Annotated in this window: 11 protein-coding genes; 5 read left to right on the top strand and 6 right to left on the bottom strand. The window is 60.2% G+C overall.

What is annotated here, in order from left to right; genetic code table 11:
- Positions 1–18 precede the first annotated feature (18 nt).
- Both fnr and BXU06_RS06000 read left to right on the top strand, forming a co-directional pair.
- A complete protein-coding gene (gene fnr / locus BXU06_RS06005) occupies positions 19–780 on the top strand; it encodes a fumarate/nitrate reduction transcriptional regulator Fnr (RefSeq protein WP_077297766.1) in 762 nt (253 codons plus the stop codon).
- A gap of 148 nt (positions 781–928) precedes the next feature.
- Positions 929–1912: an NAD(P)/FAD-dependent oxidoreductase gene (locus tag BXU06_RS06000; RefSeq protein WP_216352548.1), complete on the top strand. Its 984-nt coding sequence runs from the start codon at positions 929–931 to the stop codon at positions 1910–1912.
- Positions 1913–2053: 141 nt separating this feature from the next.
- Here BXU06_RS06000 and BXU06_RS05995 read toward each other — a convergent pair whose 3' ends face one another.
- Genes BXU06_RS05995 through BXU06_RS05980 form a run of 4 tightly spaced genes read right to left on the bottom strand, consistent with a single transcriptional unit; the run spans position 2054 to position 6006 of the window.
- Positions 2054–2380, bottom strand: coding sequence for a HigA family addiction module antitoxin (locus BXU06_RS05995; RefSeq protein WP_077297762.1), 327 nt, complete (start codon positions 2378–2380; stop codon positions 2054–2056).
- Positions 2381–2389: 9 nt separating this feature from the next.
- Entirely contained in the window at positions 2390–3097 is a 708-nt protein-coding gene (gene cybH / locus BXU06_RS05990; RefSeq protein ID WP_077297759.1) for a Ni/Fe-hydrogenase, b-type cytochrome subunit, read from the bottom strand.
- 15 nt (positions 3098–3112) lie between these two features.
- Positions 3113–4906: a nickel-dependent hydrogenase large subunit gene (locus BXU06_RS05985; protein WP_077297757.1), complete on the bottom strand. Its 1794-nt coding sequence runs from the start codon at positions 4904–4906 to the stop codon at positions 3113–3115.
- Positions 4906–6006: a hydrogenase small subunit gene (locus BXU06_RS05980; RefSeq protein ID WP_077297755.1), complete on the bottom strand. Its 1101-nt coding sequence runs from the start codon at positions 6004–6006 to the stop codon at positions 4906–4908. Before BXU06_RS05980 ends, BXU06_RS05985 begins: the two co-directional genes overlap by 1 nt.
- Before the next feature lie 361 nt (positions 6007–6367).
- Between BXU06_RS05980 and BXU06_RS18085 the strand changes: the two genes are divergently transcribed.
- The gene (locus tag BXU06_RS18085; protein ID WP_077297753.1) at positions 6368–6751 is read left to right on the top strand and encodes a LysR substrate-binding domain-containing protein; all 384 of its coding nucleotides are present in this window, start codon (positions 6368–6370) and stop codon (positions 6749–6751) included.
- Positions 6752–6771: 20 nt separating this feature from the next.
- Entirely contained in the window at positions 6772–7869 is a 1098-nt protein-coding gene (locus BXU06_RS05970; RefSeq protein WP_077297751.1) for an ISAs1 family transposase, read from the top strand.
- A gap of 167 nt (positions 7870–8036) precedes the next feature.
- Here the strand turns inward: BXU06_RS05970 and BXU06_RS05965 are convergent, their stop codons facing one another.
- Together BXU06_RS05965 and BXU06_RS05960 are read right to left on the bottom strand one after the other, a co-directional pair.
- Entirely contained in the window at positions 8037–9362 is a 1326-nt protein-coding gene (locus BXU06_RS05965) for an RES family NAD+ phosphorylase (RefSeq protein WP_150125120.1), read from the bottom strand.
- 182 nt (positions 9363–9544) lie between these two features.
- On the bottom strand, positions 9545–14362 hold the full coding sequence (locus BXU06_RS05960) for an NAD-glutamate dehydrogenase (protein WP_077297747.1): 4818 nt from the start codon (positions 14360–14362) through the stop codon (positions 9545–9547).
- A 508-nt stretch (positions 14363–14870) separates the two neighbouring features.
- On the opposite strand from BXU06_RS05960, the gene BXU06_RS05955 reads away from it, so the two are divergent.
- Positions 14871–15890 (top strand): GlxA family transcriptional regulator, encoded by a 1020-nt coding sequence (locus BXU06_RS05955; protein ID WP_305764627.1) that lies wholly within the window; start codon positions 14871–14873, stop codon positions 15888–15890.
- The last annotated feature ends 31 nt before the right edge of the window (positions 15891–15921 follow it).

The following is a 15921-nucleotide window of genomic DNA, read 5'->3' as shown; positions in this document are numbered from 1 at the left end:
CCGTTCATGCGAAATACCATGGTTGAACATACCAATATCCCGATTCACACCCTTAAGGTGTCCTGCTCGAATTGCAGTTTGCGCGAGCTTTGCCTGCCCATCGGCCTGAGCCGCGAAGAAATGTCGCAGCTGGATGCGGTGATCCGCCAGTCGCGCCGGCTCAAGCGCGGCGAATACCTGTTCCGTGCAGGAGAAGGCTTTAAGTCGGTATTTGCCGTGCGTACCGGCTTTTTCAAAACCTGTGTGGGCAGCCATGATGGCCGCGAACAGGTGACTGGCTTTCACATGTCTGGCGAGCTGCTGGGCCTGGACGGCATCTCGGCCAACGCCCACGGCTGCGACAGCATTGCGCTGGAAGACAGTGAAGTGTGCGAGCTGCCGTTTTCGCGGATGGAAAGCCTTGGCCGTGACATTCCCAGTTTACAACATCATTTTTTCCGTTTGATGAGCCGCGAAATTGTCCGCGATCAGTCGGTGATGTTGTTATTGGGCAACATGAAGGCCGAAGAGCGGCTGGCGGCGTTCCTGCTCAACCTGTCGCTGCGTTTTTCCACCCGGGGCTTTGCCGCCAATGATTTCATCCTGCGCATGAGCCGGGAAGAAATCGGCTCCTTCCTCGGGCTGAAACTGGAAACCGTCAGCCGCACGCTGTCGCGCTTTCAGGCCAATGGCTGGATCACTGTCGAGCACAAGCATATCCAGCTGATTCAGCCGGCAGCGCTCAAGGCGCTGATTTCTGGCTGCTCGGGCAGCCAGCAAAGCCACGCCCATGCCATGTAGCCTGCTGCGCTGACGCCATCGCTGGCTGGACACACTCACCCCCGCCTGGCGCGGGGGTTTTGTTCGGCTCCATTTGCCTGTTTGTCCTATACAAAAATACGCCGAACGCGCACAATGGCCCGCTCAAGCCATCTTCAGGAGCATGCGCATGTTGGCCTTTCATACCGACATTGCCGTGATTGGCGCAGGTCTGGCCGGGGTGACCTGCGCCCGCCAGCTGGCCGCCGCCGGCTATCAGGTGCAGCTGTTTGACAAAAGCAAGGGCATGGGTGGGCGCATGGCCACCCGGCGTGGCGAGCAGTTTGCCATCGACCACGGCGCGCAATATTTTACCGCCCGCCACCCCGACTTTATCGCCGAAGTGGCGCGCTGGCTGGTAGATGGCCGCTGCGCCGCCTGGACCGGCCAGGTGGTGCAGTGGCGTGCAGAGGGCCAGACACCCGCCTATCCGGAACAGCGTTATGTGCCGCAACCAGGCATGAGCAGCCTGTGCCGCAGCCTGGCCGATGGTCTGGACGTTGCGCTGGGGCAGCGGCTGGTGGCATTGCAGCGCCAGGAACAAGGCTGGCAGCTCAGCTTTGCCGACGACCAGCCCGCCTGGCTGGCCCGCCAGGTGCTGCTGGCTGTCCCGCCCGCGCAGGCTGCGGCCCTGCTTGGCCCAGCCCCGGAACTGCAGGCGCTGGCTGCCAGCGTGGCGATGGAGCCATGCTGGGCGGCCATGCTGGAACTGCCAGACCGCCTGCCGCTGCCAATTGACGCCGCCTGGGTGGAGCACGGCCCGATTCGCTGGCTGGCGCGCAATACCAGCAAGCCAGGACGCACGGGCCGTGAAGGCTGGGTGATTCACGCCACCCCGGCCTGGTCGCAGCAGCAACTGGACACCCGCGCCGAGCAGGTGGCCGCATTGCTGCACGCTGCATTTGCTGACCTGGTGGATGTCGAAGTGGAGGTCAGCCGCCGCAGCGCCCACCGCTGGCTGTATGGGCAGGCGGCCAATCCGCTGACACTGGGACAGGTCTACGCAGCGGATATTGGCCTGGGGCTGTGCGGTGACTGGTGCCTGGGTACACGGATTGAAGACGCCTGGCTAAGCGGTCGGGCGCTGGCGATGGCGGTGCAGGCGGCAGGGTAGCACTGGCATCGCCACGCCCGGCCAGCCGGCTACACGCCGCTACGCCGGGGGCCCGCATGGGCAATGGTTCGCACGGCAAAAAATTGCCCCAGCAGATGCCGGGGCAAGAGACACAAGACGTCTGCCTGCGCGAATACCGCACTAAGCCGCTTCCAGGCTGTTTTTATGCGGAGTCAGCTGGCGACGGGCCGTATACAAATCCCAATCCGCCTGCAAATGCAGCCAGAAGCCGGCGTCCACGCCAAAACACGCGGCCAGCCGCAAGGCGGTGTCCGGGGTGATGGCGCGACGGCCATGGATCATTTCGTTCAGCCGACGGCGCGACATGCCCAGCGCCTGCGCCGCCGCCAGCTGGCTCAGGCCCAGCGGGGCCAGGATGCGGGTGGCGAGAAAGCGCCCCGGATGCAAGGGGGCGCGGTTGCCGCCAAACGCGGGCCAGCGGGCGAGGGAGGGCAGGGGCGCGTTCATCGTGCGTCCTCAGTCCTTGAACATGCGGAAACCGCTGACCATGGTGGAAATCATGCTCTGCTTGGACATGATGTCCTCGCGGATGGCGGCGTACACATGCACCATCACAAACAGCACAATTCCCCACATGGCCAGCCGGTGCCAGTTGTGCACGTCCAGGCTGCTGCCAAACGCGCCAATCACCCAGCCAAACATGCTGTGCGCCCAGCTGCCGGCACCGGTGCCTTCGCCGTACAGGGCAAAACCGGTCACGCACATGAACAGGGTAATCCACAAAAAGCTGGCCATGGCAATCTGGCCCACCGGGTTGTGGCCGATGTACTTTTTCGGATAGCGCTCCAGAAACAGATACCAGCGGATTTCAAAGAGAAATTCTTTCCACCACTGTTTGTCCCACACCGGCACCAGGATGATTTCCCGGGCGTGGTGGTTGCCCACCAGCGCCCAGTACAGCCGTCCGACCAACCCCACAGCCAGAATATAACCGGCGGTAAAGTGGGCAAAACGGATATAGCCCATCACATAGTTGAAGGTTGCCTCACCCGGCACGCTGGGCAGTGGCTTGCCAATCAGGTAGCCAGTGACCGACAGCACGATGATGCACAGCACGGTGACCCAGTGCCACAAGCGCAGCGGCGCTTCGTACACATACACCGAGGTGACCTTGCGCCGGCCCGCCTGCGCGGGTGCGTCGCCATCAAAACCATAGGTTTTCATTTGCCATCCTCCGGGTTAGCGCACAGCCACGCGCACCAGCTCTTCACCTTCCGGGCTCATGACATGCGTCGAGCAGGCCAGGCAGGGGTCGAAGCTGTGCAGGGTGCGCAGGATTTCCAGCGGCTCATCCGGCTTGGCCAGCTGGGTGTTCATCAGGCTGGCTTCGTAGGCACCAATCTGGCCCTTGTTGTCACGCGGGCCGGCGTTCCAGGTGGTGGGCACGATGCACTGGTAGCTGTCGATGCGGGTGTTATCGATTTTCAGCCAATGGCCCAGCGCGCCGCGCGGCGCTTCGGTAAAGCCCACGCCCTTCACCTGCTTGGGCCAGGTGGACGGCTCCCATTTTTCGATATTGGCGGTGGCAGTGTCGCCTGCCTTCAGGTTGGCAATCAGCTCGTCGTAGTTGCGGCGCATTTCGTGCGCGGCCCACACGCTTTCCAGACCCCGGGCGGCGGTGCGACCCAGGGTGGAGAACAAGGCTTCCACCGGCGCATCCAGCTTTTTCAGCAGCGCGTCCACCGGCTCCTTGAATTCCGGCTTGTTCTGCATATAGCCAATCACGTAGCGGGCCAGCGGGCCCACTTCCATGGCGTGGCCCTTCCAGCGCGGCGACTTGATCCACGAATACTTGGCCGATTCGTCCAGCTGTTCGATCTTGGTCTTGGTGCCCTTGTGGCCCTTGCCCAGCTCGAATTTTGGCTCGGTGCGGCCATCCCACGGGTGCAGGCCCTTGCTGTCGTCGCCGTAGCTGTACCAGGAGTGAGTGACGAACTCCTGAATTTCTTCCGGCGCGGTGAGATCCACCGGGTGCACTTCGGTGAGCTTGCCATTGATGATGGCACCACGCGGCAGCAACAGGCTTTTTTCGCTGTAATCGTTGGCAATGCTGGGGAAGTCGCCGTAGGACAGCAGGCTCTGGCTGGCCAGGCCGCCGCCGATCTTGGACCAATCCTTGTAAAAACCGGCAATGGCAATCAGATCAGGTACATACACCTGTTCGCAGAAGGCAATCGAGCGGTCGATGATGTCCTTGACCAGGTTCAGCCGCTCCATATTCACCGCGCCCACCGCCCCCACGCCATCCAGATTGATGGCACACGGCATGCCGCCCACCAGCCAGTTCGGATGGGGGTTCTTGCCGCCAAAAATGGCGTGAATCTTGACGATTTCCTTCTGGAAATCCAGCGCTTCCAGATAGTGCGCCACCGCCATCAGGTTGGCTTCCGGTGGCAGCTTGTAGGCCGGATGGCCCCAGTAGCCATTGCGGAACGGGCCAAGCTGGCCGGATTCGACAAACTTTTTCAGCCGCATTTGCAGGTCGTGAAAGTAACCGGGGCTGGAGTTCGGCCAGCTGGAAATGCTTTGCGCCAGTTCGCTGGTTTTTTTGGCGTCAGCCTTCAGCGCCGACACCACGTCCACCCAGTCCAGCGCGTGCAGGTGATAAAAGTGCACCAGATGGTCGTGCACATACAGCGTGGCCTGCATCAGGTTGCGGATCAGGTTGGCGTTTTTCGGAATGGCAATACCCAGGGCGTTTTCCACCGCACGTACCGAGGTCAGCGCGTGGGTACCGGTGCACACGCCGCAGATGCGCTGGACAAACGCCCAGGCGTCACGCGGGTCACGGCCCTTGAGAATCACTTCCAGGCCGCGCCACATGGTGCCGGTGGACACCGCATTGGTGATGATGTTCTGGCTGTTGAGGTTAACCTCGCAACGCATATGGCCTTCGATGCGGGTGACCGGGTCCACCACCACGCGGCGGCCGCTATTGTCCAGCGAGAACCCTTGTGTCGTGTAACTGCTCATTATTTATCCTCCGGCTGGGTGGTCTCGATCGGTTTCAGGTCCTGTTTTTTCAGCGCCGTGCTCTTGAGCGCGCTCACTGCCGCGTGCGCGGCAATGGCAGCCCCCACGCCGCCAGCGGCGGTCAGGCCGATGGTGTCGGCGTTGGCCTCAATGCCGAATTGCGGAATCCCGGTCACCCGGTCGTAGAACGAACCCTTGTCCCAGAAGCCATCTTCCGAGCAGCCCAGGCAGCCGTGGCCAGACTGCACCGGCCAGGACACGCCGTCATTCCAGCGAATGGTGGAACAGGCGTTATAGGTGGTCGGGCCCTTGCAGCCCACCTTGTACAGGCAATAGCCCTTGCGCGCGCCTTCGTCGTCCCACTGCTCGACAAACTGGCCGGCGTCGAAATGCGGGCGGCGATAGCATTTGTCGTGAATGCGCTGGCCGTAGAACATCTTGGGCCGGCCCTGGCGGTCCAGATCGGGCATGCGGTCAAACGTCACCATATAGGTGATCACCGCCGCCATGACTTCCGGAATCGGCGGGCAACCCGGCACCTTGATCACCGGCTTGTCCAGAATCACCTGGTGTACCGGCGTGGCGCGGGTGGGGTTGGGCTTGGCCGCCTGCACACAGCCCCAGGAGGCGCACGAACCCCAGGCAATCAACGCCTTGGCGTCTTTGGACAGGCGCTTGAGTTTTTCCACAAACGGCTCACCACCGGGAAAGCAGAACATGCCATCTTCATTCAGCGGCGGGTTGCCTTCCACCGCCAGAATGTAGTTGCCTTTGTACTTTTGCTGGATTTCTTCCAGGATGGCTTCCGCCTGATGACCAGCTGCCGCCATGATGGTGTCGTCGTAATCCAGCGAGATCATCGACAGAATCGCGTCCTTGGCCAGCGGGTGCGCCGAGCGGATGAACGATTCGGTGCAACAGGTGCACTCCAGCCCGTGCAGCCAGATCACTGGCACGCGTGGCTTGGTTTCCAGTGCGTGAGCAATTTTCGGCACAAATGCCGACCCCAGCCCGAGCGAGGTGGCCGTCAGGCTGCAAAATTTGAGGAAGCTGCGACGGGTGACCCCCTGACGCCGCATCACGTTGTAAAAAGTCTCCATCTCGTCTTATTGTCCTTATGTACGTGGCGGGAAAAGCTTCAGTGCATGCCAAGAAGACAACAAGATGCGTGCCAAGCTTCCCGACAATAAAACCGCTGACAAAACAGCAGCTTGATTAGGGGTGGCACGGTGTGGGTGGTAAGCAGCTTTGCAGCTGGGTAGACAGGGTGATAAGTTGGGTGAGCGCCGCCTATGTGGTGGTGCTACGCTGGCGCGCTGGGCATCGGCGCGCACCATCGGCTGAGTGGCCAGCAGCACCGCCGCCAATTACCTGCTGCCCCAGCGCCTGGGGTGCTGCGCCGCCAGCAACCGGATTGCCGGCTGAGCCTGCGCGTGGCCAACACCCGCGACTCGTGCCGCCGTGCTGGCCTGCACCGTGGATTTTGGCCTGGTAGAAGGCCCATACCAGCACCCCGAGCTGGAAGTCATCCCCTGGCTGGACGACTCCGAAGCCATCAAACGCGCCGCCGCCGCCGGCCTGGGCGTCAGCTGCCTGTCACGGCGCGTGGTGGCGGAACTGCTGGCCAGCGGCGCGCTGGTGGAACTGCGCGCCGACCTGCCGGTGCTGACGCGCACGCTATGGCGGATTCATCGGCGGGACCGCCCGTCGGGGGCGGGGTTGCTGGGGGTGTTGGGATCAGGGCCTCCGCACTCGGAATGCATAGCTAACAAGCGCCATGAGCTGAGGTTTGCACCGGCTGCGAACTTGTTGTCCACTATCAGGCTTTGCCCAATCCCAACATGAGCACTGCCGGAGTCAGCCTGATGCAAGCCCTTGAACATATTGACGATCCACGCAGCCCCAGTAACGGAACGCGTCATGACTTCCGTGAACTCCTGGTGGTGGCCATCTGCGCGATGCTGTCGGACAACGACACCTTCGAAGAAATGGTGGCGTGGGCACGTTACAAGCAGGACTGGCTGCGAGGTTTCCTCAAACTGGCGAATGGCATCCCCTCAGAAGACACCTTCATCCGCGTATTCCGCATGCTCGACCCCAGGCAGTTCGAGCAGGCATTCCGTGACTGGGCCGGCGACATTCTGCCGGCACTGAGTCACGAAACGCTGGCCATTGATGGCAAAACCTTACGCGGCTCTGGCAGCGGTGGCGAACGCGCCATCCATATGGTGAGTGCCTTTGCCACCCAGGCCGGACTGGTGCTCGGGCAGGAGAAAGTACACGACAAAAGCAATGAGATCACGGCGATCCCCATCCTGCTGGAAAGCCTATACCTCAAGGGCTTGCTGGTCAGCATCGATGCCATGGGTTGCCAGCGCGACATTGCGGCACAAATTCACCGACAGGAAGGTGATTACCTGCTGGCGGTCAAAGGTAACCAACCCTCGCTGCAAAAGGCGGTTGAGGCGGCGGTGATCGAACTGGGTGAAGCCGCCGTGCCGTGGCCGATGGTCGAGGACCGCCATGGCCGGAAAGTGGTACAGACGGCGCGGGTGATTCCGGCTGCAGGGCATATCGACACGACGGCCTGGCCAGCTTGCAAAAGTATTGGCGTGATCGATTCGTGGCGGAAGGAGGGCGACAAGCCAGCACAATGGGAGCGGCGTTATTACATCAGTTCGCGCGATCTGGATGGTGAAGCGCTGGGGCGTGCGGTACGCGCACACTGGGGCATCGAAAACCGGCTGCACTGGGTGCTGGATGTGGGATTTGGCGAGGATGCCAGTACGGTGCGCAAGGATTACGCGCCGCAGAACCTGTCGTTATTGAAAAAGATGGTGCTGAATTTGGTGCGACCGGTCCCGATGGGAAAAAACGGCAAGATGAGCTTGCGCATGAAGCGCAAGGCCACCGCATGGTCGGACGAAGAACGCGTCCGGGTACTTGGGCTCGAACCAATATGATGTCCGAGTGCGGAGGCCCTGGTGTTGGGATAACTGCTTCAAAAAATACAACACTCTTAAGGATGCGCTAATTTATTCAGGAACATCGTGTTTGCCAAAAACAGAGTCCAGCAAGATCAAAATCCTGGACTCCCTCCTTCGTACGAGTCACATTTTTCAGCGTATCTTTAATAGGGGCCATACAAGCTCTTGTCTTTTATGGCTACAGATAAATATTCTTCAGGGTGCATTTGAGGATTATGGTGCGAAAAATATTCATCTGCCTGAGTAACAATCGATCTAACTTTGTGCCAGCGAAGTGAGTCTTCTTGAATGTAAAAGTAAATTGGCTCTTCGAAGGGATTGTCAATCTGCTCTGGAGGGGTGTAGTCTTCTTTCTTTCCAATTGAACTGAACTCTGGAAATATAACAACATTAGTGCCAACCCCTGTTTGCACTGATGAAAAAGCAAGCCCATGAATTTGATCACAAAAACTTGCTCTCAGATATTCAAATACGGCTTGAGTTGCCAAATATCCAAGCTCATCCTCCCGGCGCTTGGGTTTTGACATTTCAGTAATAAGTGACGCAATAAATGCTTTAAAGTGTACCACTTCGCGGTATGTTTTATCCAGCAAGGATGGGGGTTGCGGTTGAATTAAATTCAGTCGATTTAAGTCAAGCAGGGCAATTTCTGAGCATGGAGTTAGCGCAACGCTGGCCACGGTATCGCCAGTGATGCTTCTCACTTCACTTAAACATGTTTCGCGTTCTAAAGCACAATATAATGTTGAAATGCCACTGGGAGTCATTCTCTGATTGCTTGCTTTATGGCTGGGAGGCTTGCCAAATTGACCAATCAAATCTTTTTCAAAGCTCTTTGCCTCTTGGTAAGAATATATAATTCGAGCCCTATACATAGGCTCACCTTCTGCAATTGATCTAAGCAGCTCAGGCTTTAATTTTCCACCTTCTGTCAAGAAACGAAAAACAGAATCCAGAAAATCTTTTGCGTGTGAATTAAAAAACCTATAGGAGTGTTTTATCTGCTTAACAAATTCACCCCATTTAATACTAAAAATATTTTCTCGCTCCATGCCGTCGTCTATACAAAAAATTCGAGTAGAGCCATCCTCATCCCAAATTAAGTCATTTGGGATGTGAGAATAAAAATCTTCCGCATAAGGTTCTTTCTCTAAGTCTGCCTTAATTTCTAATAAATCAGAAAATTGCATACATTGGTCATCCGCCCCGCCGCCCCAAAAATTAGACAATGTGGTTATTGAGAGATCTTCAAGTTCAATGGTGTTTGAGCGCACTGTGTCTATGATGTAATCAAATAATGCGGTTTTTTTAATTGCCAAATCAGATTTACCACAGTAACTACATACCCCAAATTCATTATTTTCTATAATCAAATTTTTAAGCGGGTTGTGTGTTGTGCAATTAATGCAAATCATAATGATATTTTCTGATTGGTTTGAAATACTTAAAAATGATGCAAGTTGCCGCACAATTTTGTCTATATTAGGTGGAAATGTACATCGTGCTCATATGGAAATCAAGAAAATTCAAGTTGATAGTTGCAACCCTCAGTATTGATTCGTAACACAAAAAAACCGCGCGGTCTCCCGCGCGGTTTCCCCTTCACCCGAACTCACTCCGGGTCGCCCTCTAAATTTTCACCACCACACCATCAACGCATCAGATGGTTACCCACCTCGCGCATACCTGCCGACAGCATGGCCAAATCCAGTGTGTCGTAGCTTTGCAGCTCGGTCAGCATCTGCTTGCACACTTCTAGCTGTTCGCCCTTGCCGGCCAGCCAGTGGGCGGCGTACTGCTGGTCGCCGCATACCGGGCAGGTCAGTGCGCTGGCGGTCAGTTCGCGGTGCAGGCGATACAGATCGTCGCGCAGTGCCGAGCGGGTGAGGGCTTGCCAGCGGTTGTCGCGCGGCAGGCGGGTGATGGCGTCGCGCAGCCAGTCCAGCTGCAGCACGCGGCCCAGCTCGAAGTAATTGGCTGCCACCACGCCCAGCGGCAGGCTTTGCGCCTGGGCCAGGTCGAGAATGTCAAAACCGGCCACGGCAAAGTCCAGCCGGGCAATCACCCCCGCCAATCCAGCCGGCACGCTGGCGCTGCTCAGGCGCTGCTCCCAGTCGGCCACCGCCGGGTAATGGGCGGCGTCAATCCAGCTGGGCAGGCCCGCCAGCAAGCTGGCCATCGGCGCGTAGCAACGTGCCACCCAGGCGGCCATGCCATCCAGCGGGCGACCATTGCGCAGCAGCCAGCGGGTGGCGCGCTCGATCAGCGTGCGCACTTGCACCAGCATGCTCACCTGCACGTCAGCCGGGGCCTGGTTATCCAGCGCCTCGATAGCGTTCCACAGCGCTTCGCCGTCAAAGATGCGGTTGACCGTCACCCAGGCCTGGGTGATGTCTGCCGCCGGCCAGGCGGATTCTTCCTGCATGCGGAAGATAAACGTGGTGCCCATGCGGTTGACCACTTGGTTGGCCAGCTGGTTGGCAATGATTTCACGCTTGAGCGGGTGGCGGTGCATGGCGTCGGTAAAGCGGCTTTGCAAGGCGGTGGGGAAGTAATTCACCAGCACGCTGTCCAGATCGGGGTGATCCGGCAGGGTGGATGCCTGCAATGCGCGGTCGAGCGAAATCTTGCTGTAGGCCAGCAGCACCGCTACTTCCGGGCTGGTCAGGCCCTGGCGGCTGGCGCGGCGCTCGGCAATGGCGCTGTCGTCAGGCAGGAATTCCAGCGCGCGGTTCAGCTCGCCGGTTTTTTCCATCTGGGTGATCATGCGCTGCTGCGCCGACAGCATTTGTGCGGCATGGGCTTTGTTCACTGCCAGAATCTGGGTTTGCAGATAATTATTGCGCAGCACCAGTTGGCCCACTTCGTCAGTCATCTCGGCCAGCAGCAGATTGCGCTGCTTGAGCGTCATGTCGCCGGCCTGCATCACCCCGCCCAGCAGGATCTTGATGTTCACTTCGTGATCGGAGCAATCCACCCCGGCGGAGTTGTCGATGGCGTCGCTGGACAGCGCCACGCCATGGCGCGCGCATTCGATGCGGCCCAGTTGGGTGATGCCCAGGTTGCCGCCCTCGCCAATCACCTTCACCCGCAATTCATTGCCATTGACGCGCAGGCCGTCGTTGGCGCGGTCGTTGGCTTCGGCGTGGCTTTGCGTGCTGGCCTTGATGTAGGTGCCAATGCCGCCGTTGTACAGCAGGTCAGCCGGGGCTTGCAGAATGGCGTGGATCAGTTCGTTGGGTGCCATGCTGTCACGCTCCACCCCCAGCCAGGCGCGCACTGGCGGCGACAGCGGGATGGATTTGGCGCGGCGCTCAAACACCCCGCCGCCGTCAGAAATCAGCGCGGTGTTGTAGTCGCTCCAGCTGGAGCGCGGCAGGTTGAACAGGCGGGCGCGTTCGGCAAAGCTGCTGGCGGCGTCCGGATTGGGGTCGAGGAAGATATGCTGGTGATTGAATGCCGCCAGCAGGCGGATATGCTCGGACAGCAGCATGCCGTTGCCAAACACGTCGCCAGCCATGTCGCCAATGCCGATCACAGTGAAATCCTGCGTCTGGGTGTTGATGCCCAGATGGCGGAAATGGCGCTTGACCGATTCCCACGCGCCGCGCGCGGTGATGCCCATCTTTTTATGGTCGTAGCCCGCCGAGCCGCCGGAAGCAAAGGCGTCGCCCAGCCAGAAACCATACGCCTCGGACACGCTGTTGGCGATGTCGGAGAAGGTGGCCGTGCCCTTGTCGGCGGCCACCACCAGGTAGGGGTCGTCCTCGTCCAGACGCAGCACCGCCTCGGGCGGAACAATCTGGCCATTCACCAGGTTGTCGGTGAGGTCGAGCAGGCCGGAGATAAACATCTTGTAGCAGGCCACGCCTTCGGTCAGCCAGGCTTCGCGCTCGCTGGCCGGCGGCAGCTGCTTGCAGACAAAGCCGCCCTTGGAGCCCATCGGCACGATCACCGAGTTTTTCACCATCTGCGCCTTCACCAGGCCCAGCACTTCGGTGCGGAAGTCTTCCATGCGGTCCGACCAGCGCAGGCCGCCACGCGCCACCTTGCTGCCGCGCAGATGCACGCCTTCCACCCGCGCGCCGTACACCCAGATTTCAAACAGCGGGCGCGGTTGCGGCAGGAAGGGAATCGCCCCGGATTCCAGCTTGAACGACAGATACGGCTTGACCTGCCCGGCGGCGTCGCGCTGCCAGTAGTTGGTGCGGCGGATGGCCAGGATGATGGTCAGCAGGCCGTTGAGGATGCGGTCTTCGTCCAGGTTGCTGACTTGTTCAAACTGCTCGCGCACCTCGGCTTCCAGCGCGGCGGCATGGCTGCGGTCATGCTGGGCCGGGTCGAGGCGGGCCATGAACAAGCGCACCAGGCCACGGGTGATGGCCGGGTAGTTGGCCACGCATTGTTCGATATAGCTCTGGCTGAAGGTCAGCCCGGCCTGGCGCAGGTACTTGGCCAGCGCACGCACCAGCAGCACTTCATGCCAGTCCAGGTCGGCTTGCAGCGCCAGCTTGTTGAAGCCGTCGTTCTCGCCCTGGCCGGCTGCCACCCGACGCAGCAACTGCTGGAAACGCTCGCGCACGTCGTCTTGTTCGATATGGGCCACATTGGCCACTTCCAGGCCAAAGTCGTTGATCCACACCGTGGCACCGTCGGCGCGTTCCACCGCATACGGACGTTCGTCCTGTACGCGCACGCCCATGTTTTCCAGCACCGGCAGGCTGGCCGACAGGCTGGCCGGCTGGCCGGCGCGGAACACTTTCAGGTTTTGCCCGGCGCTGCCCTTGCGCAGCGGCTTGTACAGCTTGAGCGCCAGCGGCGCGCCAGCCAGCGCTTCTTCAATCAAGGCAATATCCAGCACGGCATGACGCGGCGAGAAATCTTCGCGGTAGGCCACCGGAAAAGCGTTCTGGTACTGGCTGAACAGCACATTGCCGCGCCCTTCGCCGTAGCTGTCCACCAGCTGGTGGTGCAGCTCGTCGCCCCAGCCACGCACAATGCGGGCAATGTCCAGCTCAATGGCCTGGGCGTCAAAGTCGGGCAGCGCGCCCGCCGGGGTGCGGATGATGTAATGCACCCGCGCCAGATGGGTGTCGGAAATCGCCACGCTGTATTCGGCGGCGCTGCCATTGAGCGCCTGCATCAGCACTTTTTCGATTTTCAGCCGCACTTCGGTGCTGAAGCTGTCACGCGGCACAAACACCAGCGCACTGACATAGCGCTGGTACAGGTCGGTGCGCAGGAACAGGCGCACGCGCGGGCGCTCCAGCAGGTTGACCAGGCCTTCGGCAATCGGCTGCAGCACCTCCACCGGAATTTCAAACAGCTCGTCGCGCGGGTAGCTTTCCAGCACAAACTGCAAGGTTTTGGCCTTGTAGCTGTTTTCCACGTAATCGCATTCGGTGGCCACCGCGTCCATCTTGCGGCGCAGAATCGGGATGTTGCGCGGCGATTCATGGTAGGCGGCGGCAGTGTACAAGCCCAGGAAGCGGCATTCGCCCACCACCTGGCCGTCGGCGTTGTAGCGCTTGATGCCGATGAAATCCAGATGCGCCGAGCGGTGGATGGTGGCACGGGTCTGCGACTTGTTCAGCATGATCGGGCAGGACGGATCGTAGGCCAGCTCGCGCAGATGGGCCGGCAGCACGGCAAAGCTGGCCGAGAAGGTTTTGTCGCCCTGATTGCGCAGGATGCCGTGGCCGCTGCCCGGCACAATGCGCAGCGCGTCGCCGTCGTCGGTACGCACCAGGTCGTAGGCACAATAGCCCAGCAGCAGGAAATGCCGCTCGTTCACCCAGTCCAGAAATGCGGAAATCTCCTGCACATCCAGCTTGCCTGGCGGCAGGGCCGCCTGGCTGAGCGCGGTCTGGATGGTGCGCAGTTCATGGCGCATGGCCGGTTCGTCTTCCACCGCCACGCGAATATCGGCCAGCACCTGTTGCAGCTCTTCGGCAATACGCGCCATCTGCGCCGGGTCGCTGATGCGGTCCACCTGCAGATGAATCAGCGATTCCAGCGGCACGGCGCGCCCGCCGGTGCGGCGCACCGCCAGCAACTGGCCGGCGCTGTCGCGTTCCACTTCCAGCACCGGATGCACCAGCAGGTGCAGGGTGAGGTTGTGCCGCGCCAGCAGCATGGCCACCGAATCAATCAGGAACGGCATGTCGTCGTTGACGATTTCAATGGCAGTGTGGGTGGATTGCCAGCCGTGGCGTTCAAAATCCGGGTGGTACACCCGCACCTTGTGCTGGCCCGGCGTGCGGCTGCCGGCAAAGTCCAGATGGGCCATGGCCGCGCCGTAGAGGTCCAGCGGCGCAGCGCGTTTGAGGTCTGCCGCCTCGGCTTCTTCAAAGTAGGCAGAAAAATACGGGGCAAGCCGTTCGTACTCGGCCACCGGCAGGCGCTCGGCGGCAATGGCGGTGACGTCGGCAATCAACGCTTTCAGTTCAATCTGGCTGGACAAGGACATGTGTAGGGCTCTTTTCAGTGCGGGGCGACAATTCAGGCTAGGACAGAATGCGTCTGCTGTGCACATTCATCTTGCGCCCGATTGGGGCGGGATGACCATGCATCCGCCGATTCTAGGCGTGGGAGGGGGGGCTCACCTTCGGTTTTGCGACATGGAGATACAACATCAAGACGGTAAACGCGAATGGAAGCGACATTCGTTGCCTAAGGTGTATGCTGGCAACCTGTGTCGAGCAGCTCACACAACCCAGCGTAGCGTGCCTGGCCAGGCGTGCTGGCGCAGACACGGCAAGGCAGTACAACCACGCCAGGAGGGTTTTGTGCGCCGCGCCATTGCCACAGACTTGGCCGCACCCCATGCCTGCCTGTGGCCCAATCCGTCCCGCGCTGGCCTTGCCAGCCTGCGGGATTACAGGCATAAAGGTTGCCTCTGACCTTGCCGTCCGCCGCTGCATCCTCCTTTTGGCGGCTTGCCATCTTTTCCGATTTGCCCTAGTGTGAGTTCTGACGTGCCCGTTCAACCGCCATTGCCTGCCCGCCACCGCCCCATGCCGGAACCCACTCCGCCCACCAGCAAACCCCTGCGCTACGGCTTTTTGCTGCTGCCGCAATTTTCGCTCTCTGCCTGGGCCCTGGCGGTAGACGCGCTGACCCGCGCCAATCTGCTGGCCGAACGCAAGGTGTTTGAAACGCTCACCCTGAGCCTGGAAGGCGAACGCGTGCGTGCCGGCTGTGGCGTGGACATCACCACCGACCTCACCCTCAGCTACGCGCCCCGGCTGGACGCCTTGTTCATCGTGGCGGAAGACATTCACCTGCCGGTGGACGTGGACCTGCTGCAACGCCACCTGGCGCTGCTGTCGCCGGACAAGCTGTTTATTGCCGGGCTGGACACCGGCAGCTACTGGATGGCCCGCGCCGGGCTGCTGTCCGGCTACCGCGCCACCTTGCACTGGCAGGAAATCAACCGCTTCAGCGATGATTTTCCCGATGTGATTGTGTCGTCCAATCTGTATGAAATTGACCGCAACCGGGGCTCCTGCGCTGGCGGCGCGGCCACGCTGGACTTCATGCTGGCACTGATTGGCCAGCAATTGGGCAGCGATTTTACCGCCCAGTTGTCGGAAGTGTTCAGCATCGAACGGGTTCGCCCCGGCAACGAGCGCCAGCGCATTCCGCTGCAAACCCGCATTGGCGGCAGCCAGCCCAAGCTCACCGAGGCGGTGAGCCTGATGGAAGCCAATATTGAAGAACCGCTGACCACCGACGACATCGCCTTTTATGTGGGCGTCTCCCGCCGCCAGCTGGAACGGCTGTTCAAGCAGCACCTGAACACTGTGCCGTCCAAATACTATCTGGAACTGCGCCTGAGTCGCGCCCGCCAGTTGCTGCAGCAAACCAGCAAGTCGATTGTGCAGATTGGCCTGTCCTGCGGGTTTTCCTCCGGCCCGCATTTTTCCAGCACCTACCGCAACCACTTTGGCATGACCCCGCGCGAAGAACGCGCCCAGCGCGGGCAGCAAAGCTGAGCGCGCCCGATTGCCCGCCCTCGATGCGCTG

Origin of the sequence: Aquaspirillum sp. LM1, from assembly GCF_002002905.1 — a bacterium.
In the GTDB taxonomy this organism is placed as follows: domain Bacteria; phylum Pseudomonadota; class Gammaproteobacteria; order Burkholderiales; family Aquaspirillaceae; genus Rivihabitans.
Note: the sequence above shows the minus strand (reverse complement) of the source record. Positions and strands in the feature narration are given on the sequence as shown.